The 21,942-nt window shown below is 53.5% G+C and carries 21 protein-coding genes and 1 pseudogene; 9 read left to right on the top strand and 13 right to left on the bottom strand.

Translation table 11 applies throughout. The features are described 5' to 3' along the window. Window positions 1–52 precede the first annotated feature (52 nt). Window positions 53–1,185 (top strand): IS3 family transposase gene (locus tag ACXLHR_RS15810; protein ID WP_458789667.1). Its coding sequence is split into 2 segments (ribosomal slippage): window positions 53–332 and window positions 332–1,185, totalling 1,134 coding nucleotides; the frame shifts between segments, so codons are not numbered across the junction. A gap of 151 nt (window positions 1,186–1,336) precedes the next feature. On the opposite strand, the gene ACXLHR_RS15805 is transcribed toward ACXLHR_RS15810, so the two are convergent. Beyond that, window positions 1,337–1,885 carry a TetR/AcrR family transcriptional regulator gene (locus tag ACXLHR_RS15805; protein WP_458792330.1) on the bottom strand — a complete coding sequence of 183 codons (549 nt, stop codon included), beginning with the start codon at window positions 1,883–1,885 and terminating at the stop codon, window positions 1,337–1,339. A 67-nt stretch (window positions 1,886–1,952) separates the two neighbouring features. On the opposite strand from ACXLHR_RS15805, the gene ACXLHR_RS15800 reads away from it, so the two are divergent. Both ACXLHR_RS15800 and ACXLHR_RS15795 read left to right on the top strand, forming a co-directional pair. Then, window positions 1,953–2,999: an alcohol dehydrogenase family protein gene (locus tag ACXLHR_RS15800; RefSeq protein ID WP_458792329.1), complete on the top strand. Its 1,047-nt coding sequence runs from the start codon at window positions 1,953–1,955 to the stop codon at window positions 2,997–2,999. Between the two features lie 257 nt (window positions 3,000–3,256). Then, on the top strand, window positions 3,257–4,426 hold the full coding sequence (locus tag ACXLHR_RS15795; RefSeq protein ID WP_458792328.1) for a DegT/DnrJ/EryC1/StrS family aminotransferase: 1,170 nt from the start codon (window positions 3,257–3,259) through the stop codon (window positions 4,424–4,426). A gap of 205 nt (window positions 4,427–4,631) precedes the next feature. Here the strand turns inward: ACXLHR_RS15795 and ACXLHR_RS15790 are convergent, their stop codons facing one another. Continuing rightward, entirely contained in the window at window positions 4,632–4,943 is a 312-nt protein-coding gene (locus ACXLHR_RS15790) for an ETC complex I subunit (protein WP_458792327.1), read from the bottom strand. A gap of 132 nt (window positions 4,944–5,075) precedes the next feature. On the opposite strand from ACXLHR_RS15790, the gene ACXLHR_RS15785 reads away from it, so the two are divergent. Next, entirely contained in the window at window positions 5,076–5,360 is a 285-nt protein-coding gene (locus ACXLHR_RS15785; protein WP_458792326.1) for an antifreeze protein, read from the top strand. A gap of 1 nt (window position 5,361) precedes the next feature. On the opposite strand, the gene ACXLHR_RS15780 is transcribed toward ACXLHR_RS15785, so the two are convergent. Both ACXLHR_RS15780 and ACXLHR_RS15775 read right to left on the bottom strand, forming a co-directional pair. Beyond that, window positions 5,362–5,715, bottom strand: a complete 354-nt coding sequence (locus ACXLHR_RS15780) for a hypothetical protein (protein ID WP_458792325.1) — start codon at window positions 5,713–5,715, stop codon at window positions 5,362–5,364. A gap of 106 nt (window positions 5,716–5,821) precedes the next feature. Next, on the bottom strand, window positions 5,822–7,054 hold the full coding sequence (locus ACXLHR_RS15775) for an aminopeptidase (protein ID WP_458792324.1): 1,233 nt from the start codon (window positions 7,052–7,054) through the stop codon (window positions 5,822–5,824). A gap of 149 nt (window positions 7,055–7,203) precedes the next feature. Between ACXLHR_RS15775 and ACXLHR_RS15770 the strand changes: the two genes are divergently transcribed. Continuing rightward, window positions 7,204–7,401 carry a hypothetical protein gene (locus tag ACXLHR_RS15770; RefSeq protein WP_458792323.1) on the top strand — a complete coding sequence of 66 codons (198 nt, stop codon included), beginning with the start codon at window positions 7,204–7,206 and terminating at the stop codon, window positions 7,399–7,401. Window positions 7,402–7,575: 174 nt separating this feature from the next. Here the strand turns inward: ACXLHR_RS15770 and ureG are convergent, their stop codons facing one another. From ureG to ACXLHR_RS15735, 7 genes are read right to left on the bottom strand one after another with little or no spacing between them, the layout of a single operon-like run. Beyond that, the gene (ureG, locus tag ACXLHR_RS15765) at window positions 7,576–8,199 is read right to left on the bottom strand and encodes an urease accessory protein UreG (RefSeq protein WP_458792322.1); all 624 of its coding nucleotides are present in this window, start codon (window positions 8,197–8,199) and stop codon (window positions 7,576–7,578) included. Window positions 8,200–8,203: 4 nt separating this feature from the next. Continuing rightward, complete coding sequence (locus ACXLHR_RS15760; RefSeq protein ID WP_458792321.1) at window positions 8,204–8,833, bottom strand: urease accessory protein UreF; 630 nt, start codon at window positions 8,831–8,833, stop codon at window positions 8,204–8,206. Further along, window positions 8,823–9,290, bottom strand: a complete 468-nt coding sequence (locus tag ACXLHR_RS15755) for an urease accessory protein UreE (protein WP_458792320.1) — start codon at window positions 9,288–9,290, stop codon at window positions 8,823–8,825. Before ACXLHR_RS15755 ends, ACXLHR_RS15760 begins: the two co-directional genes overlap by 11 nt. Next, on the bottom strand, window positions 9,290–11,029 hold the full coding sequence (gene ureC, locus ACXLHR_RS15750) for an urease subunit alpha (protein ID WP_458792319.1): 1,740 nt from the start codon (window positions 11,027–11,029) through the stop codon (window positions 9,290–9,292). The genes ACXLHR_RS15755 and ureC overlap by 1 nt, the downstream gene beginning before the upstream one ends. Beyond that, complete coding sequence (locus ACXLHR_RS15745) at window positions 11,029–11,334, bottom strand: urease subunit beta (protein ID WP_458792318.1); 306 nt, start codon at window positions 11,332–11,334, stop codon at window positions 11,029–11,031. The genes ureC and ACXLHR_RS15745 overlap by 1 nt, the downstream gene beginning before the upstream one ends. Window positions 11,335–11,343: 9 nt before the next feature. Continuing rightward, complete coding sequence (locus tag ACXLHR_RS15740; protein WP_458792317.1) at window positions 11,344–11,646, bottom strand: urease subunit gamma; 303 nt, start codon at window positions 11,644–11,646, stop codon at window positions 11,344–11,346. Between the two features lie 3 nt (window positions 11,647–11,649). Beyond that, on the bottom strand, window positions 11,650–12,483 hold the full coding sequence (locus ACXLHR_RS15735; RefSeq protein ID WP_458792316.1) for an urease accessory protein UreD: 834 nt from the start codon (window positions 12,481–12,483) through the stop codon (window positions 11,650–11,652). A gap of 522 nt (window positions 12,484–13,005) precedes the next feature. Here ACXLHR_RS15735 and ACXLHR_RS15730 point away from each other — a divergent pair. Next, window positions 13,006–13,131, top strand: a complete 126-nt coding sequence (locus tag ACXLHR_RS15730; protein ID WP_458792315.1) for a hypothetical protein — start codon at window positions 13,006–13,008, stop codon at window positions 13,129–13,131. A 227-nt stretch (window positions 13,132–13,358) separates the two neighbouring features. After that, a complete protein-coding gene (locus ACXLHR_RS15725; protein ID WP_458792314.1) occupies window positions 13,359–13,973 on the top strand; it encodes a hypothetical protein in 615 nt (204 codons plus the stop codon). Between the two features lie 12 nt (window positions 13,974–13,985). Here the strand turns inward: ACXLHR_RS15725 and ACXLHR_RS15720 are convergent, their stop codons facing one another. Then, complete coding sequence (locus tag ACXLHR_RS15720) at window positions 13,986–17,051, bottom strand: glycosyltransferase (RefSeq protein ID WP_458792313.1); 3,066 nt, start codon at window positions 17,049–17,051, stop codon at window positions 13,986–13,988. 1,206 nt (window positions 17,052–18,257) lie between these two features. On the opposite strand from ACXLHR_RS15720, the gene ACXLHR_RS15715 reads away from it, so the two are divergent. Further along, a complete protein-coding gene (locus ACXLHR_RS15715) occupies window positions 18,258–20,279 on the top strand; it encodes a DUF3131 domain-containing protein (protein WP_458792312.1) in 2,022 nt (673 codons plus the stop codon). Here the strand turns inward: ACXLHR_RS15715 and ACXLHR_RS15710 are convergent. Next, window positions 20,216–20,512, bottom strand: a pseudogene (locus ACXLHR_RS15710) (hypothetical protein); the annotation flags it as partial. The gene ACXLHR_RS15715 and the pseudogene ACXLHR_RS15710 sit on opposite strands and share 64 nt — an antisense overlap. A 515-nt stretch (window positions 20,513–21,027) precedes the next feature. Here ACXLHR_RS15710 and osmF point away from each other — a divergent pair. After that, window positions 21,028–21,936, top strand: coding sequence for a glycine betaine ABC transporter substrate-binding protein OsmF (gene osmF / locus ACXLHR_RS15705; RefSeq protein WP_458792311.1), 909 nt, complete (start codon window positions 21,028–21,030; stop codon window positions 21,934–21,936). Window positions 21,937–21,942 lie beyond the last annotated feature (6 nt).

Raw genomic sequence — 21,942 nt, 5'->3', positions numbered from 1 at the left:
ATTTTCGGACCAGTTGTTAAGGTGGATCGCATGACGAAAGAAGTGATCCCAAATGACAAAACGAAAGAACCATTCGCCCGATTTCAAAGCCAAGGTTGCGCTTGAAGCAATCCGCGAGGAGATGTCGATGGCGGAACTGTCCAAAAAATATGGCGTTCATCCGACCCAGATAGGGACTTGGAAACGGGCGGCGATAGAGAATATGGCGACGGCATTTACGCGCAAAGGTTCAGCGCCCGATGGGGTAAGTGCCGTTGACGTCGACAAGCTGCATTCCAAGATAGGTCAGCTTGTTGTGGAGCGAGATTTTTTGGCGGATGCCTCGCAGCAGTTGCTCGGGATGCGAGGCAAAAAATGGTGAGCCGAGATCATAAGTTAAGCATGCGTAAACAGTGCGAACTATTGCAGTTGTCGCGTTCGCGGCTTTACTACCAGCCCGTCGGCGAGAGCGCTGAGAACCTGCGGTTCATGGAAATCATCGACAAACAGTTCCTGGAAACGCCTTGGTATGGATCGCGTCAGATGGCCCGGTACATGAAGCGCAACAATCACCAATGTGGCCGCCACCGGATCCGGCGCTTGATGCGGCTTATGCGTCTGGTTCCGATCTATCAGGAGCCCAACACAAGTAAAAAGCATCCGCATCACAAGATCTGGCCTTACTTGCTGAGGAATGCGGCAATTGACCGCCCAAATCAGGTTTGGTGCGCAGATATTACCTACATACCGATGCGACGCGGCTTCCTGTATCTCGTGGCGATCATGGATTGGCACAGCCGCAAAGTGCTTTCGTGGCGGCTGTCCAACAGTATGGATGCAGACTTTTGCGTCGAGGCTTTGAAAGAGGCGCTCGCCAAGCACGGCACGCCGGAAATCTTCAACACCGATCAGGGCAGCCAATTTACCAGCGGCGCTTGGATCGACGTGCTGGTCGACGCAGACATCAAGATCAGCATGGACGGAAAAGGCGCATGGCGCGACAATCGCATGATCGAAAGGCTCTGGCGATCGTTGAAGTATGAATGCGTCTATTTGAATGCCTTTGAGACAGGCTCGGAAATGCGGGCTGGGATCGGCAAATGGCTGACGTATTACAACTCTGAGCGCCCGCATTCAACTCACGGCATATTGACCCCAGATGAGGCCTATGTCAGCAAAACAGAACCAATGAGATTAGCAGCCTAAATAAAACCCAGATCCACCTTAACAAGGATGTAAACTGGTCTAAAATCTAGGACCACCTCTCTTTGCCCGCTCAGTAAGTATTGGGATTGCCTGCGTCTTAGGTCTGGTTCGTGTCATGTGCAGGATACTGCGCAGACACGAACGTCAGTCTTCACGAATTCGCAGGACCACTGCTCAAGTGATTTGTCCGCGATAGCAGCACACACAGTGACTTCGCAGCAGTGACAGCCTCGGGACCACGTAGTGGCCAACTTTGCATCAATCCCTCCATAATGACGGATATTTCGTCTTCCTGTCCCTGCAAATCCGAAACAATAGCGGCGCGGTCGGCCATTTCGGCTTTGTGACGACCCAGCAACGCGCGCAACCTTTCATCCTGCGGTGCAGAGGCAACTGCTGCGTGGAATAGACAGCCGTGGGTCGTTTCCGTCTTCATCCACTGCTCAACTCTATCAACGATGCCGTCCAAAGAGATAGCGACCGGATGCGACGTTTCAGGGAAGACAAGTGCTATGTAGCGGCGGTGCCGATATTCCAGCGCCCGCAGAATCATATCCTGACGCGAAGGGACATACTTGTAGAGCGTGCGAAGGCTAACCCCCGACGCTTTGCGCAAGGTCTCGATGTTAGGCTCGGTAAAGCCATGGGTCGCGAAAGCCTGTTCTAACCCGGCATCAATCTGGTTTTGCAAATCGTTCATTCTTGACTCTGTAGAGTGACCCCTCTACCTCGGCAAGTAGAGTTATCATTCTACCTTAGGAAAAACTATGTCATTACCTACCAAAATGAGCGGCGTCGTGTTGACCGGGCACGGCGGTCCCGAAATGCTGGAGTGGCGTGACGACTTGCCTGTCCCGACGCCCGGCCCGCTGGATGTGTTGATCAGGGTCAGTGCCGCCGGGGTGAACAATACCGACATTAACACTCGGACCGCTTGGTATTCGAAACGCGAGGCCAATGCGGACGACGCAAGCTGGTCAGGGGAACCACTATCGTTCCCCCGCATTCAGGGCGCTGACGTTTGCGGACGTATCGTAGCCGTTGGAGACCAAATCGACCCAGAGCGCATCGGTGAACGTGTATTGATTGAACCGTGTATCCGTGAAGCTGATGGAAAGGTTTTGGAGACACCTTGGTATTTTGGGTCGGAATGCGATGGTGGCTTTGCCGAATTTGCACGGGTCGCTGCGCGGCATGCCTATCCGATCAAAAGCGATCTCAGCGATGTCGAATTGGCGTCGTTCCCCTGTTCTTATTCTACCGCCGAAAACATGCTGACACGTGCCGGCGTAAAGGCGGGTGAAACCGTGCTGGTGACAGGGGCCTCTGGTGGGGTCGGATCGGCAACTGTGCAACTTGCGGCGGCACGCGGTGCGAAGGTCATTGCTATTACGAGTGCGGAAAAGGCCGAAAAGTTGATAGCCCTTGGCGCAAGCGAAACGCTTGGCCGAAAAGATGATTATCTGGCCACTCTCGGTGGAAAACAGATCGATGTCGTCATTGATCTGGTCGCAGGTCCGCAGTGGCCCGCGCTGCTCGACGTCATGCGTCCTGGCGGCCGCTATGCCGTTGCTGGTGCGATAGGCGGACCTATTGTCGAGTTGGACGTGCGCACGCTTTACCTCAAAGATCTCAGCTTCTTTGGCTGCACGGTGTTGGGGCCAGAGGTATTTGGAAACCTTATTACGCGGATCGAACGCGGCGAAATCGCACCACTGGTAGCTGAGACCTATCCACTTCGGGAGATTAGCACTGCTCAGGACGCCTTTGCCAAGAAAGAGCACATTGGAAAGATCGTTCTGAGCTTGAGTTGATATAGCTTCAGAGTCGGAAAGCGACCTTTGGCAGCGGATCGCTAATGGTTGGTTTGTCCGCGTAGCGGTCATCGGCGTGCGACGCGAACGTCTGCTTCTAGCTCGGTTGATCAATGCTGCACTGTCTAACAATGTCCGTTTGGTCAAATTGTGGTTTTCTCATCTCTAGTTGTCTGCAACAAGGTGCGGGAGTTGTTTACACTGCGCCTCATGTTGATGTCATTCAACACTCCGGCCAATATAGATGAGATGGTGATATGCCTATTTTTCCAAATTTGACTGACGCAGAAGGTATCCCAGATGCTGCTATGGGAGAAGTCGAACGGATATTGCGAACAGGTGATCTGTTTCGGTACGGTTCTGATCATTCACCTGTTGCGTTGCTAGAGGCCGAGTTCGCACGGGCGCTTGGAAGCAAGTTCGCGCTGGCCGTTTCTTCCTGTTCAGCAGCACTATTTCTTTCGCTCAAATCTCTAAGGCTACCACGCGATTCCAAAGTCTTAATTCCAGCATTCACTTTTGCAGCCGTTCCGTCTGCAGTGGTACATGCGGAGTGCATTCCATTGCTTTGCGAATGTGATAGTGACTATCGGATCGACCTTGAAGACTTTGAAAACAAGCTTCCGGAAGTCGACGCAGTCATCATTAGCCATATGCGCGGCCATACATCTGACATGGATGCTATCATGAGGTTGTGTGATGCTTCCAATACTCCTGTAATCGAAGATGCAGCCCACAGTCTTGGGACAACCTGGAACGGTCGAAATATCGGAACAATTGGGAAAGTCGGGTGTTTTAGCTTTCAATCTTATAAGTTGCTGAACGCAGGCGAAGGGGGAATCTTGATCACTGACGACGAGGACCTTATCGCGCAGGCCGTCATCATGTCGGGTGCCTATGAGCACAACTGGCAAAAGCATCCGGTCCTAAGTGCGTCATTTGCAAAGTGGCAAAATAAATTACCGTTGTATAATCTACGATTGAACACACTTTCTGCCGCTCTTATCCGACCTCAACTGGATGCTTTGCCAGATCGGGTGAAAAATGGGCGTCGCAATCACGATCATGTTGCGGAAATTCTTGGAACGTGCCCGTGGATAGAGGTGCCAAACTCCTTGCCACCTGAGCAAAGAGCGCCAGATTCCATTCAGTTTAATCTACTTAAAATGACGGGTTTGCAGGTTGATAAATTCATTGCCCAAGCCGCGAATTTGGGTTTGAAGGCTCAAGTTTTTGGGCGCTCTATTGATAATGCTCGGGCGTTTTGGAATTGGAATTTTTTGAGCAGTAATCCCGACCAACCTAAAACGCGTGCCATGCTCAATCGTGCTTGTGACGTGCGCCTTCCTTCCCGCCTCAACCTTGAAGAATGTGATGTGGTGGCGCAAACAATCCTTGATGCAATAGGCTCGACCATGGACGCTTAATCGCGTCTAAGGCTGGGCGATCGGGGACGCGCTTGTAGTCAGGCGCATCTCTAGCGACCTTGACGCAGCTGCAACGAATGCACACTTCGTCCGCGGAACGGTAGCTAAGGGCCTCAAGTGACCGACAACATGAAGGTATGACTTAAGGGGATTTGGCCGCAACTTTACTGCAACCTGCCGTTAACTTGATCACGATTCACAGGTGTTAATGCGTCCACACACCACGACGGTTGGTGGCGAAGTTCTCGCCGTAACCACCCGCGCGGATATTCGGTTTGCGCTCTTTTGGTTCTTGCACAGACACCTCAATCCCTTTGTTTTTGGCATAATCCAAGGCCGCTTGCTTTGTCTCGAATGTTATTCGCACTTGGGTTTGGGTATCGTCGCTGGATGTCCAACCCATAAGCGGATCAACCGAGCGCGCGGCCTCTGCGACATGCTCTAAAACCCAATGATGTGTTTTCGCCGTGCCTGACGACATTGCAGTTCTCGCTGGTTTATAGATTCGTGCGCGCATGATGATCTCCGATTTGTTACCGCCCTTATCGGCAAATCTGTCGCACAGCGCAAGATGGGGATAAATTCCCCCTATGCTGCAGTGCAGCATTCCGCTATAGCTGCAACACCTGCTTTCCTGAAAGGAATAGCCATGACCGCTGAACAAATGATAATCCTGCAAACCTCGTTCACCACTTTAATGATGGATACCCACGCCGTGATGTCCCTGCGCATGATGGGTATGGTCGGCTTGATCGCAACCGACGCTGACGAAAACACACGCATGATGCACGAAAAAGCCCCTGCCTTCACTGCCGCCATGAACGCGCTGACCAATGCGGCCCTCTGCGGCTACCGGCCTGATCAGATCATCGCGGCAGGCATGGAACCCCTTCAGCGCGAAGTCAGTAATAACCGCGCGCGTCTGACTAAATAACTCACTTCGACGATTTGCGGACTGCGAGGGGCTGCATAACAGGTGTAATTTTTACTCCACCGCCGCGCGGGCGGTCGTCAGCTTCACCCAACGACATGATCACGATACCGGTCTGCACACTGGCAAAGACGATGCCGTTTAGCATGAAAAATATGCCCGCCATAATCATGCCGCCTTCGACAGATGTTACCAAATGGCCGATATTGGCCACATTGGCATAAAGCACAAATCCGGTGAACACCGCCGATATCGCAAAGCCGATCAAACTATGAAAGATATAAAGCCGCACAATACGCGGCAGTTTTGCCAAGAAACGTGGGGACTTGCGAAACGGATTGGTGCGTAAATCTGCCATCATCTGTCTCCAAACTGCCGGCAGTTATGGCGCGGCAACGGTTGATCATTGCGCTGATCTAACGCGCAATGACCTTTATTTCAATTAGACAGAATGTCCCGACGGCTTAAAACGCCCATTCCCCCTTGCGAAACACCGGCGTCACCGAGCCGTCTTTGCCAATGCCATCAATGTCGGTATCCGCCGCGCCAATCATCCAATCAACATGGATCAACGAACCATTGCCGCCCTTCTGCTTCAACTCCTCCGGCGACAACTCACTGCCGCCCTCAATCGTATCGGCATAACATTGGCCTAGTGCGATATGGCACGACGCATTCTCGTCAAACAGCGTGTTGTAAAACAGCACACCCGACTGCGAAATCGGACTGGAGTGGGGCACCAATGCCACCTCGCCAATGCGGCACGCCCCTTCATCCGTCGCCAACAATGCGCGCAACACATCTTGACCTTTGCTGGCGGTGGCCTCAACAATCTTGCCCGCCTCAAAGCGCACAACAATTTCCTCGATCACCGACCCCTGATGCGCCAAGGGTTTTGTCGCGGACACCGTGCCATCCACTTTATAGGCATGCGGACAGGTGAAAACTTCCTCGGTCGGAATATTCGGCTGACAGACAATCCCGTTCAACGCAGGCGACGCCCCGCCTTTCCAAATATGCCCCTCGGCTAAACCAAGCCGCAAATCCGTGCCAGCGCCCGTATACTGCAATGCATCAAACCCTTGATCATTCAACCACTTCACCCGCTTTTTCAACTCGGCGGTATGCTCGGCCCAGTTCTTCACAGGATCATCGCCACCAATGCGTGACGCTTCATAAATCGCATCCATTAAGCGCCCTTGCGCCTCTTCCACGGGCACATCTGGAAACACCTTGGCGGCCCAACCCGCACCGGGATATGCCACAATATTCCAATTCACCTCAAAGCCAACAATCGGCCCCATCGCAGGTTTGGCCGCAATGGACGTGGCCTTACCCACACGGGCAACCTTGGCAGGGTCCATATCCGCCAACAGCATCGGATCATCGCCGGTAATCGCCATACGCGCGGCACCCGATTTGAATGCTTGCGCCATGCCCTCAAACATCCAGCCGGCTGCAACATCAAAACTGGCATCCGCGCCATGCTCGTAGCGGGCCTTGGTGATCTCGCCGTCGCTGAAAATCGGGGTCACCAAAGATGCGCCCGCTTTATAAGCATGCACCACGATAAGGCGAACCAGCGGCAAGGCTTCCAACGGCGCGGTAATCACCAACTCCTGCCCCTGCGCCAAATTCACACCGGTGCGCACAGCGACTTGCGCCAAGCGGTCTAATTTTACGGGATCAATTGTCATGAGTCAGGCTCCTATTCATATGTGAATGGACCCTACTTTATGGATGGCGAACGTCAACCACACGAATTACCGCAAGGTGAACCAAATCACCTAAGTGATTGATTTTAAGCCCAGCGAGGCGCTGACAACAATCAAAGATGCGGGTATGAGTGCGTGATGCGGTCGATGCGCGTATGGCGACGGGCCAGATCGTGGATTTACTGCTTGGTGAGCTGTCGCTTGCGTCGATTTTTTCTTTCGGCCACGGGTCTTGCGATCTTCTTTGGATGATGTGGTTGATTAACAGGGCGCACGGGGAATCCACCATGATGGGCGTCTATACAGGCTATTTCGTGCAAGCGTTGTGATAGAAAAGTTGGTGATCCGCCGCTTGTATTACCGGCCATTGGAAACCTTATTGGCGACTTCGTCACAAAGAGATCGGTAGCCTGTTTGACTTGTTATCCACCCTGAGGAGAACAGCCTTGAGCACGCTTCTGGAAATGTCTGGTTTCAGCGCTCCCTAATGATGCGGTGATGATTTAGACTGGTGGCTCGAACCCGCCAATAATTGCCAGCAGAACAATCACCTCTGCCGCGCCTTTGCCGCCGCGCAGGCTGGTGAACACAAACGGTTTGCCACCACGCATTCGTTTCGCATCGCGATCCATCACATCGAGTGACGCGCCGACATATGGCGCCAGATCTGTTTTATTGATTACCAGAATATCTGATTTTGTAATCGCAGGCCCACCCTTACGCGGGATTTCTTCACCAGCGGCCACGTCAATCACATAGATGGTCACATCGGCCAGTTCGGGACTAAAGGTTGCCGATAAATTATCGCCGCCGCTTTCGATCAGAACAATTTCAAGGTCATCGTGTCGTTTGCGCATTTCCGCAATGGCAGCCAGATTGATCGAAGCATCCTCGCGGATTGCGGTATGGGGACAACCGCCGGTTTCAACGCCAATGACGCGGCCTTGAGGTAGGATTTGCATGCGCATCAGGGCCTCGGCGTCTTCTTGGGTGTAAATGTCATTAGTGATGACACCAATCGACAGGTGCGGGTGCAAGATGCGGGCAAGTGCAGCGGTCAGTGTCGTTTTACCGGCGCCCACAGGACCGCCTATGCCAATGCGTAAAGGTCCGTGTTTTGACAACATTTTTCTAGCTCCGAAATACGCGTGAATATTGGGTTTCGTGTTGCATAGCCGCAATGTCCGACAGCCATGCTGCGCTGTGCAAATCATCCAAGGTGGCGCCACTTAAATGTGCGGCGATGTCGACGCATTGCGGTTTTAGGGCGGCTTGGGTTTTCTGACCGTCGACTTGGCCCAAAGGAACCAAACGCATGGCGGCTGCAGTCAAGTTGCTGACAGTTGCTTGCAGATACATCGCCGTCGTCAGTTCCGCGCATAAATGCAGTGTGGCTGCAGCCCGGCCCACGGCGACAGGATAACAAAGCTGCCCCAGTTCGTGGCCCCAAACCGAACGTACTGTGTCACAAAATGCAGCCCCTTGCAGGTCAGTTTCCATAAGCCGCTCTGAAGATGCAGCGAATGCGCGGGCACTGGCATCAATCAGCGGATCATTTGACCCGTAGGCGGCATTCAGTAAAACCGCATCTGAACGCGCGCCGCCATAATCCATCAGGTCTTGCAACCACTCCTGCAAACTGGTCGCGTCGTGAATTGCCCCGCCATTGGTCGCGGCTTCCAATCCATGCGAATAGGCGAATGCCCCCACAGGAAAACTGGCCGACAAAAGCTGTGACAGGGTTAAGGTGTCAATGGTCATCTGCAGTATGGCCGTGATCGTGGCTATGCGTGCGGCCGTGGCCGTAAGCGCCACCTTCGGGTGTAAATGGTTCAAACACATCGGTCACAGTGGCGCCAAGGTGTTCCAGCATATGGCCGATGACGGGATCGGCTTGGATGACCAAACGGTTTGTTTCAATCTGACAAGGCGTATGGCGATTGCCGACATGCCAAGCCAGTTTCACCAAGTCGCCAGTGATTTGCAGTAGAGTTTCCCGGGCGGCGATGACCTCGATCAGGCGACCATCGGCAAGCTCGAACGCATCACCGTGGTCAAGCGACGTTGTGTGTTCCAGATCAACCAATAGCTTGGCCCCTTGCGCGGTCTCAATGACCTTTCGCCGCAAAAAACGATCTTCATATGTCAGGATACAACGTTCGAACGCGCTGGACCATGTGCCGGCTTTACGGATTGTTTGTGTATTAAAATCAGTCATCAGAATAAGAAATACCTTTGGGCCATAGGCAGTTCCGTGGCGGGTTCACAGGTCAGCAACTCTCCGTCGGCACGTACCTCATAAGTTTCGGGGTTCACCTCCATATTGGGGGTTGCGGTATTGTGGATCAGGTCCGATTTGCCGATGTTGCGGGTGTTTTCAACCGCCACGGTTTTCTTGGCCAATCCCAATTTTTCTCCAATCCCATTCGCCTGTGCCGCGGCAGAGACAAAGCAAACGGCAGAATGTTCAACCGACCGCCCAAATGCTCCGAACATGGGTCGCGAATACACGGGTTGCGGTGTCGGAATAGAGGCATTGGGGTCGCCCATCTGCGCACAGACGATTGTGCCTGCCATAAGGACCATTTCCGGTTTTACGCCGAAAAATGCAGGTTTCCAGAGCACCACATCGGCACGCTTGCCCTCGGTGATGCTCCCGATCTCACGGCTGATCCCATGGGCAATAGCGGGATTGATGGTGTATTTCGCAATATATCTGCGAACACGGAAGTTGTCGTTTTCACCTGTTTCTTCCGGCAGGCGACCACGCTGCTTTTTCATCTTATCGGCGGTTTGCCATGTGCGGATCAACACCTCGCCCACGCGTCCCATGGCTTGGCTGTCAGATGCGATAATCGAAAACGCGCCCATGTCATGTAGGATATCCTCAGCGGCGATGGTCTCGCGCCGAATACGGCTTTCGGCAAATGCCACATCCTCGGGGATGGATTTGTCGAGGTGATGACAGACCATCAGCATATCCAAATGCTCTTCCAGCGTATTGACCGTATACGGCCGCGTCGGGTTCGTTGACGATGGCAGCACATGCTCTTCACCACAAATTTTGATGATGTCGGGGGCGTGGCCTCCACCTGCTCCTTCGGTGTGAAACGCGTGAACGGTGCGCCCCTTCATCGCGGCCAATGTGGTTTCGACAAAGCCGGATTCATTCAAGGTATCTGTATGGATCATCACCTGCACATCCATGTCGTCAGCAACAGACAGACAGCAGTCAATCGCCGCAGGTGTGGTGCCCCAATCCTCGTGCAATTTCAGCGCACATGCGCCGCCTTTGACCATCTCAATCAAAGCGTCAGGCTGGCTGGCGTTACCTTTGCCCGCAAACGCGAGGTTCATAGGGAAGGCATCTGCAGCCTGCAACATCCGTCCGATATGCCATGGACCGGGGGTGCATGTGGTTGCCAGCGTACCGTGCGCCGGGCCAGTACCACCGCCCAACATCGTGGTTACGCCAGAGTGTAATGCGTCCTCGAGCTGTTGCGGACAAATAAAGTGGATGTGGCTGTCAAAGCCACCGGCAGTCAGTATGCGCCCTTCGCCAGCGATCACTTCGGTGCCGGGGCCGACGATGATGTCGACGCCTGGCTGGGTATCAGGATTACCCGCCTTACCGATCTTGTGGATTCGTCCACCGCGTAGGCCGACATCGGCTTTGTAGATGCCCGAATGGTCTACTATCAGCGCATTGGTGATGACGGTATCAACCGCCCCTTGGGCGCGGGTCGCTTGGGATTGGCCCATTCCGTCCCGAATGACCTTGCCGCCACCGAACTTAACCTCTTCACCGTAGGTCATGCCGTCGCCACCATTTGCGCGCTCGGCTGTCAGGTCTCGCTCGACCTCGATAATCAACTCGGTGTCAGCAAGACGGATCCGATCACCCACGGTGGGACCAAACATGGCAGCGTAATCTGCGCGACTTATTGATGTGGCCATCAGAGGTCTCCCATTACTTTGTTGTTAAACCCAAAGATGCGGCGGGCGCCTGATATCTCGATCAAATTGATCTCTCGGCGTTGACCGGGTTCAAAACGCACGGCTGTGCCAGGCGCGATATCAAGCCGACGCCCATAGGCAGCATTGCGGTCAAAATCCAAGGCCGCGTTGCATTCCGCAAAATGGTAATGGCTGCCGACCTGCACAGGGCGGTCGCCGGTATTGGCCACCATAAGGGCGATGGCCTCGCGGCCTTCATTCAGGATCAAATCGCCATCTGCGGGGAATATTTCGCCGGGGATCATGGTGTTCTCCTATCTGATCGGGTTGTGGACAGTGACAAGTTTGGTGCCATCGGGGAATGTGGCCTCGACCTGCACGTCGTGGATCATCTCGGGCACGCCACTCATGCATTGATCGCGCGTGATCACATGTCCGCCGGCCTCCATCATATCTGCGACAGACCGGCCATCGCGTGCCCCTTCGACGACGGCATCTGTGATCAGTGCAATCGCCTCTGGATAATTTAGCTTCACGCCGCGTGACAACCGCTTGCGCGCAACTTCTGCGGCCATGGCAATCAGCAGTTTGTCTTTTTCACGTGGCGTTAATTGCATGGGTTAAAGTCTCCAGTTTTTGGGAACGGCATTGTTGCTTAGCAATTTCAGGATCGAGAAAATCGTTGTGCGAAGCGCGTAGCTGTCGGAGGCTAAGATGCGCACAACAAGGACCGTTTCTGACAAAAGGCTGGCACCCGCGTGAGGCGGTAGTAAGGCGCGCACCGGCTCAAGTAGGCGCTTGGCCGCAGGATCAGCCAGCACAATGCTGGCCACGGCAGTTGCAGCGTTTGCCACGGCAGGACGCCCAAGTTGTTTTGCAATATCGCCATTTAGAATAATTCGGTCGAGATATATTGGCCGCCCACCAGACGTAATCGACACACGGTCGTCTAATCCGCCAGACCGCAGGGTTTCGCCCGATGCCGATCGCCCGAAAACCAGTGGCTCAACCATCAGAAACTTGGCGCTGGCGTGCAGGTCAACTTCAAGGTGACGCTGTAATCGTGATCCTTCAAAGAGAATCGTTTCTTGAGGCAACCAATATAGTTGTGCGTTTGCTTCGGCGCGAAGTTTAGTTTGCATGACACCTGCAGCCGTGCCGGAGGCTCGATAAATGCGTTCGGCTGCTTGGGTTGTGACGCTGACTTGGGCGTCCTCGTGGGCAGCAACGGTTATCGAAAATTGATCGCCGCCAGTCACACCACCTGCTGTGTTGACGATCACCGCGTCAACATTTCCATTAATGGAGCGCGGAAAGATAGCACGATACGACCCTTGCTGTCGCAGGTTCTTGAGGCGCGTGATATCGCCGGATGCGCGTTGCGCGCTGATGTTCAATTCCCCAACTGCACGTTGAAGCGCGGGCGACGAGGAAATAGTTGCGTATGCGGTCACGACGGCCTCTTTGCGGCTAGACAAAGAATTTGTGATTAGCTTTTTCAGGGGAAGCAAGCGATGGACTAGGATAAGGTTCGGAAAGCTGATCTTTTGCCCGCATGCTGAAATTTTACACAAAGCAGCATGAAAAAAAGGCGTCGAATGAATTTCCTTTTTATGATGACGCACCTGAAATCTGAATTTGAATACGAGATGAGCTCTATGGATTTGGTCCCGTAGGCCACCAAAACACGGGTTGCGGATTTTTAATATGGGAAGTCCTCAAGCCATTATCATGGATATGGAATGCCCTCCACAGAAGTGGTCCCCCAATTGGGATATGATTATCTCTTTTTTAGGAGGACTAATCGTTGGAATAAAAACGAGAGAAGCCTGCGGAAATCGTGCTAAATGCGGCAGGTCGGCGTAACGGTCCAAGCTTAATACAGATGGCGCAAAAGAGTATGTCGGCCTGAGGCGTGATCAACTGAAACGGCTGAAGGCACTCGAGATTGAAAATCAACGCCTCAAGAGCATTGAATGACCAATTACACCCTTGCGCGAGCCATAGCGCCCGCGCTGATTGATAACGCTTTGGTCGGGCAATGGTCCGGTCAACTGACTAAAGCCAAAGTGAATCAGCTTATTTCGACCGCATCCCCTTAGGGCGCAATAGGCGAGAAATTGTCCAAGCAAGCAAGATAATGCCACAAACGTATAAGCGCTTTATTGTTCGTATACACTAGCAATTGTTTGGACTATTAAGCAAAACACTAAATGTGGGTTTTTGGACGCTGATCTCGGCCGCCATATTTTTGTCCGAAAGAACAGATATTTACGAGATATAAACACGTTTCTGTGAAGAAAAAGGTGCTGATTAAGGGATGAAGCTAATGACGATGCAGACGATGAGAAATTTTATGGTAGCAAGTGGCCTGACAGTTCTTGTCGGCGGTGCCGCAATTGGTGATCAGATCGGCACAGTTAGCCGTGGAAACACGTCGAGCGAGGCTTTGACGTCAGTAGCTTATATTAACGATGGTCAAGAACGGCGCTTTAACGCGTATCTGACGGGCTATAGCTATTGGGATAACACCCCTCCAGGTTCGGCCGCGATCGCACGGCCAGTCATTCACCGACGCGCGGGCGGCACCGGAACCTACAATGATCCGATCACGATTGCTGTCGGTCACTCGATCGTCGGCGGCAGGCAGACCCTTGATTTCCCTGAAGCCACTGTCTTTTACATCGGTTCCATTCAGAAATACGCGATTGTCGAGGACGTTTGTGGCGATGGCGCGACGCCCCAAAATGGCCCCTGCCACAGCGGTCGCAATGGCCTACCTTGGCTCGATATCTATGTCGGGGGGGCGAGTACGGGCCCTGAAGTTGCCAACGAATGTATGCGGCGGATCACGGCAGTTCATTCGTTTATCATCAATCCACGTCGCGGATATCCCGTGGTGGCCGGAGAGCTTGCAAACAACTGCCAGATCTTGAACAGCTAATCATATCCTGTCTCAGGTCCCGCGGGCCAATTTGACTGTACCCATCCTCTCTAGGCTTCCCCATTTGGCCAATCGACCGGTGAGTGCGCGCAGGACAGACCGGTACACGGTGAAGTAAAGCAGTTGGCGATAAAAGACCCGCTGGAACGGAAGAACCCAAAGTTGCGCATAGGATTCCGAACCGCTGTCGCGCCGTTCTAGCCAGACGGCGGTCGCCGCCAAAAGGACATCCATCAGTGGCAGTATGACGTAACCCGCCAGCAGTACGTATGAGGCATTCTGGTCCAGTGGCGGTCTTCCCGCTAGGTATTCGCTCACCGCAACGACGACAGTCGTGATCAGGACGAAGTCGGCCAATGGCGCAAATAGGGCGAATAGAACACCAAATATCTGAAGATCGACCAGCGACACCAATCCTATGACCCGCTGCTCGGCGATGGAGCCACGGTGTTTCCAAGCCATCTGCATCATACCCAAGGTCCAGCGAAGACGTTGTTTGAGGAATGGCACGAGCGTAGCCGGCGCCTCTGTGACCGAAATTGCATCCTCAACAAAACAGACTTTGTACCCCTGCCGCTGGATCGAGACCGTAAGATCGGCGTCTTCTGCGAGAGTGTCACCCGAGTAACCTCCGGCGTCCATGACCGCTGCGACACGCCAGGCCCCGATTGCACCCGGGACGACAAGCATTCCGTTGATCTTGTCGAATGCACGGCGTTCCAAGTTTTGGGCCGTGATATATTCAAGGCCTTGTAGTCGTGTCAGAAGATTGAGCCGGTTCCCGACCTTCACGTTGCCGGCGACGGCACCCACTTTTGGATTACCGAAGGGGGCTACAAGTTTTCTGACGGCATCTTTGTGAAGGACCGTATCCGCGTCGATCGCCACGACAATGTCCGTAGACACAAGCCTGTAGGCAGCGTTGAGAGCCTGCCATTTCCCGCCATTTGCCTGACTGTGCACTTGGACCCGACGACGGTTGTTGCGGAACGCTTTCCTGATCACTTTTACCGTGTCGTCAGTCGACCCGTCGTTCACAACCAGGACTCGCAGTTTCGTGTAATCGGACGCAAGTATTGTTCGGATAGATTCCTCGATGACGGTCGCCTCGTTATAGGCCGCAATAACAACCGTCACCCAAGGTTCGTAGTCCGTTGCCCGAGCGACAGCGCGACGCCGAGACAGAGCAAGTATCAGAATTGTGGCAGAGCGCAAAAGGCCCAATAGGACTGTCATCCAGAAAATAAAAATAAATGTGTTTGTAGCCGTCACCGCAAAACTGAATGAGAAACCGTCCAGCCTTGCCGTAAAACTATCATCTAACGGCATGAGATCGGCGAAATCGAGACCGAGTAGATCCGGTGCAGAGACAAACTCGAACCCTTCGGCCCGCATCTCATCAATCATGCGGCCCAAGGCCTCGACAGTGGCGCTTCGATCACCCCCGCTGTCATGCAGCATAACCACGGTGCCTCCTTCGTAAGCGCCTTGGCGGACATGCTCTACAATCTCGTCGGCAGAGATGTTGGTCCAGTCAAAAGTCACCATGTCGCTACCCATTTCAACGTAACCCAAAGCGGTAGCAACGCGAACAGGTTGGACGTCGTGTGCCGTGGACGGACCACCACTGCCTCCAAAGGGCGTCCGGTATAGTACCATGCGGTGCCCCGTCACACCGGCAACAATCCGTTGCAGACTGTTCAGTTCGAGGTTCACGCGATTGACCGACACTTCTTCCAAACGCGGATGAGAGAAAGAATGTGAGCCAACGATATGGCCATCTTGCACAATCCGCTGGAGCACGTCCGGTGACTTCGCCACATTTTGTCCAACGACAAAGAAAGTGGCCTCGACCCCTCTGTCTTGCAAAATATCAAGGATCTGTTCGGTGAAAACCGGGTCTGGCCCATCGTCGAAGGTCAGCGCGATCTTGTTCCCTTGAGATTGGCCAAAACGCTCGACTAGGATCGGTCTGGGCAGGACGGCGTAGTCCTGAGTATGGATCAGGCCGTCCCCGATATCATCTGAAAAACTGCGCCGGCCTGCGATGGCTTCGGATGACAGTTCGTAAAACGCCCCTTTGCCAAAATAACGAACATCACTGGCGACCGAAACGGTTCCAAGTCTATCCGTTACGGCTGCATAGGTTTCGCCTTGCAGGGCCAGAACGTCCCAGACCCCGGGGTCTTCGCGTCCGACAGTCCAGACCGCGACACCAGCAAGGCCAAACTTTTCGAGCTCCCGCATTTGATTGTGGAACGATGCGGCATCTAGAAACCAGCTGACGTGCCGGTCTTGCTCGCTGGTGATATAGGTCGCCTGACTGTTGAGATCGATATCGAAATAATGAAGCCGGCCGTCGTTCAAGGCCGTCTGGTTGACGATAGTCGTGTAATCAGTCCAAGTAGGTTCGTCATTCCCGCTTTCCCAATCATACCCTCCGGTCCCGAGAGCAAAAACGAGTTTGTCAGCAGGGACCTTACTCGTGACGAAGGCGGCAGATTCAACGAACCATTGTTGTGGAGCTATTGGTGCGGGACGGGAACCTGCGAAAGGCTCACGTATCATCGTGACAATCACCCGATCAGACGCGGCGACAAGTTCAGCGTTCATCCAGAATTCGCTATCAAAGCTCATTGTTGAACAGGTTTTTTTCCGCACGCGGCCAAGCGCATCCGAGAGCCGTTGGATCACGTCAACGGCAAGGTCGATCGTACTGGCCGGAAAACCACTTGTATCAAGGCAAATCCCGTCAAGATCGTTCGAAACTGCAATTCCAATCAACTCATCCACGAGAGCTTGACGCATATCGGCCGACCCAACAAGCAATTGCACTTCTTCCGCGTTAATCCCCAGCGGGAGGGAGACGCTGGGCATCAGGGCGAAATCATTTCGGTTCGCCCCGATAAGGGCATTAATCCGGTCGTCAAATTGGAAATCGACATCCATCACGCCGTTTTCGGAGGCGGAGACTTCATACCAAGCGGGCACAAGCACATCGACTTGCGCGCAATGCGCCGCGAGCGAAACATATGACCATATCGGTGAGTTCGGCAAAAACGCGTATGTATCCCGCATTCCCTGCGTGAACGCATCTTGCCGCCCGCGTAAACCTTGGCAGTCAGGCACTGCAACTTGTCGGGGAATTGGAATAGAGCTTGGGTAGCTCTCGTCATTCAAGATATTTTCAAGATCCAACGCGGCGGTGTTGGGCTCAAAAAGAGATTCAAAAGGTTGTTCGGTCGGCGACGGGACAACAAAATCGACGGGCTCCAAGTTGAAAACATGCAGCCCCAGGGTGACCACCCACAAAAGAACGGTGACAACCGTAGCCCCAGCAAGAAGCTTGATGCGACGTGATCTTGACCGCGTCGGATCTGAAAAAACAGGTAGTTGGCTTGCGACCGCATCACGTTTTAGGTCGCGGCAATTGCGATGCCCGAACATTGAATCCCCCCCTCCCGAAAGAAGTCAGCAATGGCCCGAAAATTCTCTACAAAATCATAGATCGAGATATTGCTTCACTCGTAAAAATTTAACAGCAGATATATCAAAGTGCCATTCTCCAGCATTAAGAATGGTGTCTTGTTGGACGACTTCTGGGGTGCTATTTTTTTGATAAATTTCAATTCCCCCAAAAATAACAGACCATATCTTGGCCGAGTTTGCTAGTCTCAGGCCAAAAGTACAGCACACTGAAGACATTATTGGGTGGTTTGCTCTGTAAATAACGGGACTGGGGAAAAGATGAAAACAACGCGGCGCAACCTACTGGTTAATCTGGGAATTCAAGTTACCGCTATGATTGCAATCCCGTCATCGATTCTTGCCGAATCTCCGTTCAAGTCATTCCAATTGGTGCTCTCCGACGTCACCGCAGCAACACCACCGGATGGGCTACTGGCTGTTCTTGCACCATTCGTGAAAGCTCGGGTTCCCATCAGTTGCATCGTTTCCGCGAAAACCGGCGCGGACGCGTTTCATCCTGATAGTGCTCTCGCGGGGTTCTTACGCCGGATGATCACCGACTATCCGGCTCAGATCGAGGTTATTCTCGAGGTGCCCGATCTGACGGATCAACCACATTATTTCCAAGGCCGGCTGGCGACGCAGGCGCGCCAGGATTTGGAAGACGGGCTTTTGGACGCACATTCGGACCATCAACTTGCACGGTCGATACTGACTTTGGCAAACTACGGCGACACGATTGAGTTTGATCCCCGTGGTGTTCGAGCAGCCGGTTTCCGAACCGTTCTGAGCCTCCCGCGGTCAGGGGCAGAACTAGTGGACAGCCGTTGGCTCGACGGCACTCTGCACCTGTTTGGCGGCATGCACTTCGGTCTGACCGAGCCCTTTGAGACAATCCAACAGGCTTTGACCGCGAGCGTTCGCGATGACCCGCGGTCGTTGCTCATCCTTTCTGTTGCCGGTCTTGCGCCAGAAAATATGTCTGTGGATGTCGTGCGCATGACCCAAATTGCGTCACTGATCTCTGAACTTTCGAGGGCCGGACAGATTGTCCCGACGACCCCAACAGATTTCCATTCCCGTTTGTCAACGAAGGCAAATACAGTGATTGGTCTGCGATTGGACGTGCCGGGCAAGCCGGATGATCCAGTGAGTGAAACCGCACTTGAACTCGTTCGGTGGCTTCGCGCGCGGGACATTTCGTTCACTGTCGCCGGGCCTGATGCCGATCTCTGGATTGAGGATGGCACAGACGTTTGCCAGACCGAGGTGCAAGGTCTGGACGAGCGTCAAAGCCGCTGTCGTATGTTTGGTGATGTTAATTTTGACCCGCCAAGCATGGCTTCGCTGCCGCCACGAGTTGCGATGACCACAACGCCGATCATAGACCCGATCGCTGGCGTGGATAAAAACGCAACCCTTCACCCCCCAAGGGTCGCTTTTGTTGATGATAGAAAATCTGCCAGGCAGTCCGTTTCTGACATCAAAGCACTTCAGGACACGGTTCTGGTCCTTGATCAAAGCTCGCACAGTTCGGTGGCACAAAGAACGAAAGCGACTGCTATCATCCGGATGCTCAACGAGCGAAGCGGGTTTGAAGTGACTGACGTGGCGTCGCTAGCCGATCGGATCCAGACTCCGGATTCAATACAGCTGATTTACCATCAAACCAAAGAGGTGATGCACCGCGAACGCATAGCACTTGCCGCAAATGAACGATTGGATCACGACCTCCTCCGAAGTGATGCTGAACTTGCGTGGCGGTATTTCCAGAATCTCAAAAACGCGGAAACAGGTCTGATACCCTCGACGGCCTTTCTTGTTGGTGGAAAAACCACGCTTTATAATTATACGACGATGTGGGATGTCGGGAGCCAGATCTTCGGCATGATCGCGGCGGTCGAGCTTGGCCTTATGACACAGGCCGAACTCAATGGCTGGGCCGAACGCTTGATCGGAGGTCTGTCGACTGTCGTGTTACAAGGATTGCGGCTCCCAAGTTCGATTGTTCACGTGGACCTGAAAGAGATTCCCGATCAGTCCTTCACAACTTGCGACGTCGGGCGGCTGCTCAATGCCTTTCATCGTCTCAGAGCCTTTTCGCCAGCATTGAAAGACGTCATTGAAAGCAAAGTCGCTGGCTGGGATCTTCAAGAGACCATCCACGACGGACGGATGCAAGATGTCACGAAGAATCGTACGATGGATCGCTTCATATCCCATTGCACCGATTACGCGGCGCGGGGCTATGCCGCTTTTGGCGTAACGGCCGATAGCCCCTATGCGAAGCTAGTCGGTCCGAGCGACGCCGATGCTTTGATCGCCTTGCTCTACGGTGCGTCCGACATTGGAAGTATTGGTGCCGAACCTTTGCTCCTAGATGGCATCGAGCTTGGGTTCTCTCAGACGACGCAATACCTTGCCGATATGTTGTTTGCCGCTCAGGTTGAAGACAATCGAAAGACAGGAAACATGCGCTGTGTTTCTGAATGTCCTTTGGATCGGGCGCCGTGGTTCACCTATCAAGGATACAGCATTAATAACTTCGCAGAGCCATGGAACGTTCAGGTCCGTCCCGTCGACGAAAAGTACACTCAGCCCGCATTCCTGAAATCGATCGAGGTCGTCAGCGTCAAGGCGGCCTATCTCTGGGCGACGACGCACCCTCACAGCTATTCCAGTACTTTGGTCGACTACGTTCGCGCACGCGCCCGGATCGAAGGCTTTGGCTTTTCGCCGGGGATATATACGGCAACCGGCCTTGCTATGGTCGACTATTCCGATCTGAATACCAACGGCGTCATACTTGAGGCCGCGGCCGCCATTTTGAATGGCTGAGGTAGCGTAGCGTTAAAACGTTCTGCTGGGGTTCGTATGCCAGCGTCTTTCTTGATCGTTCGTTGAGCTGTATTGCGATGGCAATTACCTTTGCTTGACTATGTATCAACAAATCTAAGCCCTTTGGATCGCACAGAAAAGGCGGCGATGAGATCGCCCTCCCAGCGCCCCGGCACCGCGCGATCCTCAACATCTGCGGGCCTTTCTCTGATAGAAACCGCGTCGTTAATTTTGTCCAAACCGCCGCGCTTCAAGGCCGCGTGACGCAAGCGCCGGATAGAGGGGGTCGCACGGTGTTGTTTGGGTCCCCGTTGCGGTGAACGTCACGACTGATGAAGACCCACGATCAAACACGCGTCCGATCGAACTCATCGGTGCTTCGCACTACCAGCGATACAAGATCACCGCTTTCTGATTATATTTGAAAAATACTCGTTTCCGGTAGGCGATAATTTACGCTCCATCTCGCTCAAAGTTTAAAGCGTTGCGCCGGCCCGTCAAAAACGCCGAACGAAGCTGCCCTTCGTAGCAAAACCTTGAAAGACTGCGTCAGAACAGGATTGCACTAACTGACGCTCGCGCCGATGAGTCTGCATAAGTGGTGTATTAGAATAAGTGTTCTCGGCTCATCGTGATTACTGGGACGTGTAAAATGAGACAGGACTTGGTTTCGGTACATGTTGAACTACGTTAAAACGACACGTAGTTTTACTGTAACCACAACCCTACTATATCGGAGTAGTTAATCATGAAAAACAGCCATTTTATTTCAATAGCAAGCCTTTCCGCCCTTCTGGCGACCGCTGCTACTGCCGACGTTACTGTTTCTTCCAAAATCGACACAGAGGGCGGCTTGCTGGGCAATATCATCGCTCTGGCACTGGAAAACGCAGACCTACCAGTCGAGCGTCGCTTGCAGCTTGGCGGCACGCAGATTGTGCGCGAAGCACTGCTGACCAACCAGATCGATATTTACCCCGAATATACCGGCAATGCGGCGTTTTTCTTTAACGAAGCAGACAGTGACGTTTGGAAAGATCCCGCCGCCGCTCACGCGCGCGCAGCGGAGTTGGATAGTGAGCAGAACAACGTCACATGGCTTGATCCCGCGCCCGCGAACAACACGTGGGCGATCGCGGTGACTGGTGAAGTTGCTGCGGAGAATGACTTAGTGACGATGTCTGACTTTGGCGCTTGGGTTGCGGGTGGCGGCGACGTCAAACTTGCGGCCTCGACAGAGTTTGTTTCTTCTCCCGCGGTCCTGCCTGCAATGCAGGACACTTACGGGTTTAGTCTGACGTCCGATCAAACGGTAATCCTGTCCGGTGGCGATACGGCTGCAACGATCCAAGCTGCCGCACGCGGCACATCGGGCGTCAACGCAGCCATGGTATACGGCACTGACGGGGGTGTCGGGGCGACTGGACTTGTGGTGATGGAAGACGACAAAGGTGTGCAGCCGGTTTATGAGCCCGCTCCAATCGTGCGGGCTGAGGTTTTGGCAGAGTATCCTTCCATACCGGAAATTCTGAATCCGATCTTTGCAGGTCTTGATATGCAGACGCTGCAGCAGTTGAACGGTCGTATCCAAGTCGGCGGAGAACCTGCTGAAGACGTGGCGCGCCAATACCTTACTGAAACGGGTGTTCTGGATTGATCGCGT

The sequence above is a fragment of the Yoonia sp. MH D7 genome (genome assembly GCF_054439475.1).
This window is presented reverse-complemented; position numbering and strand designations above follow the sequence as displayed.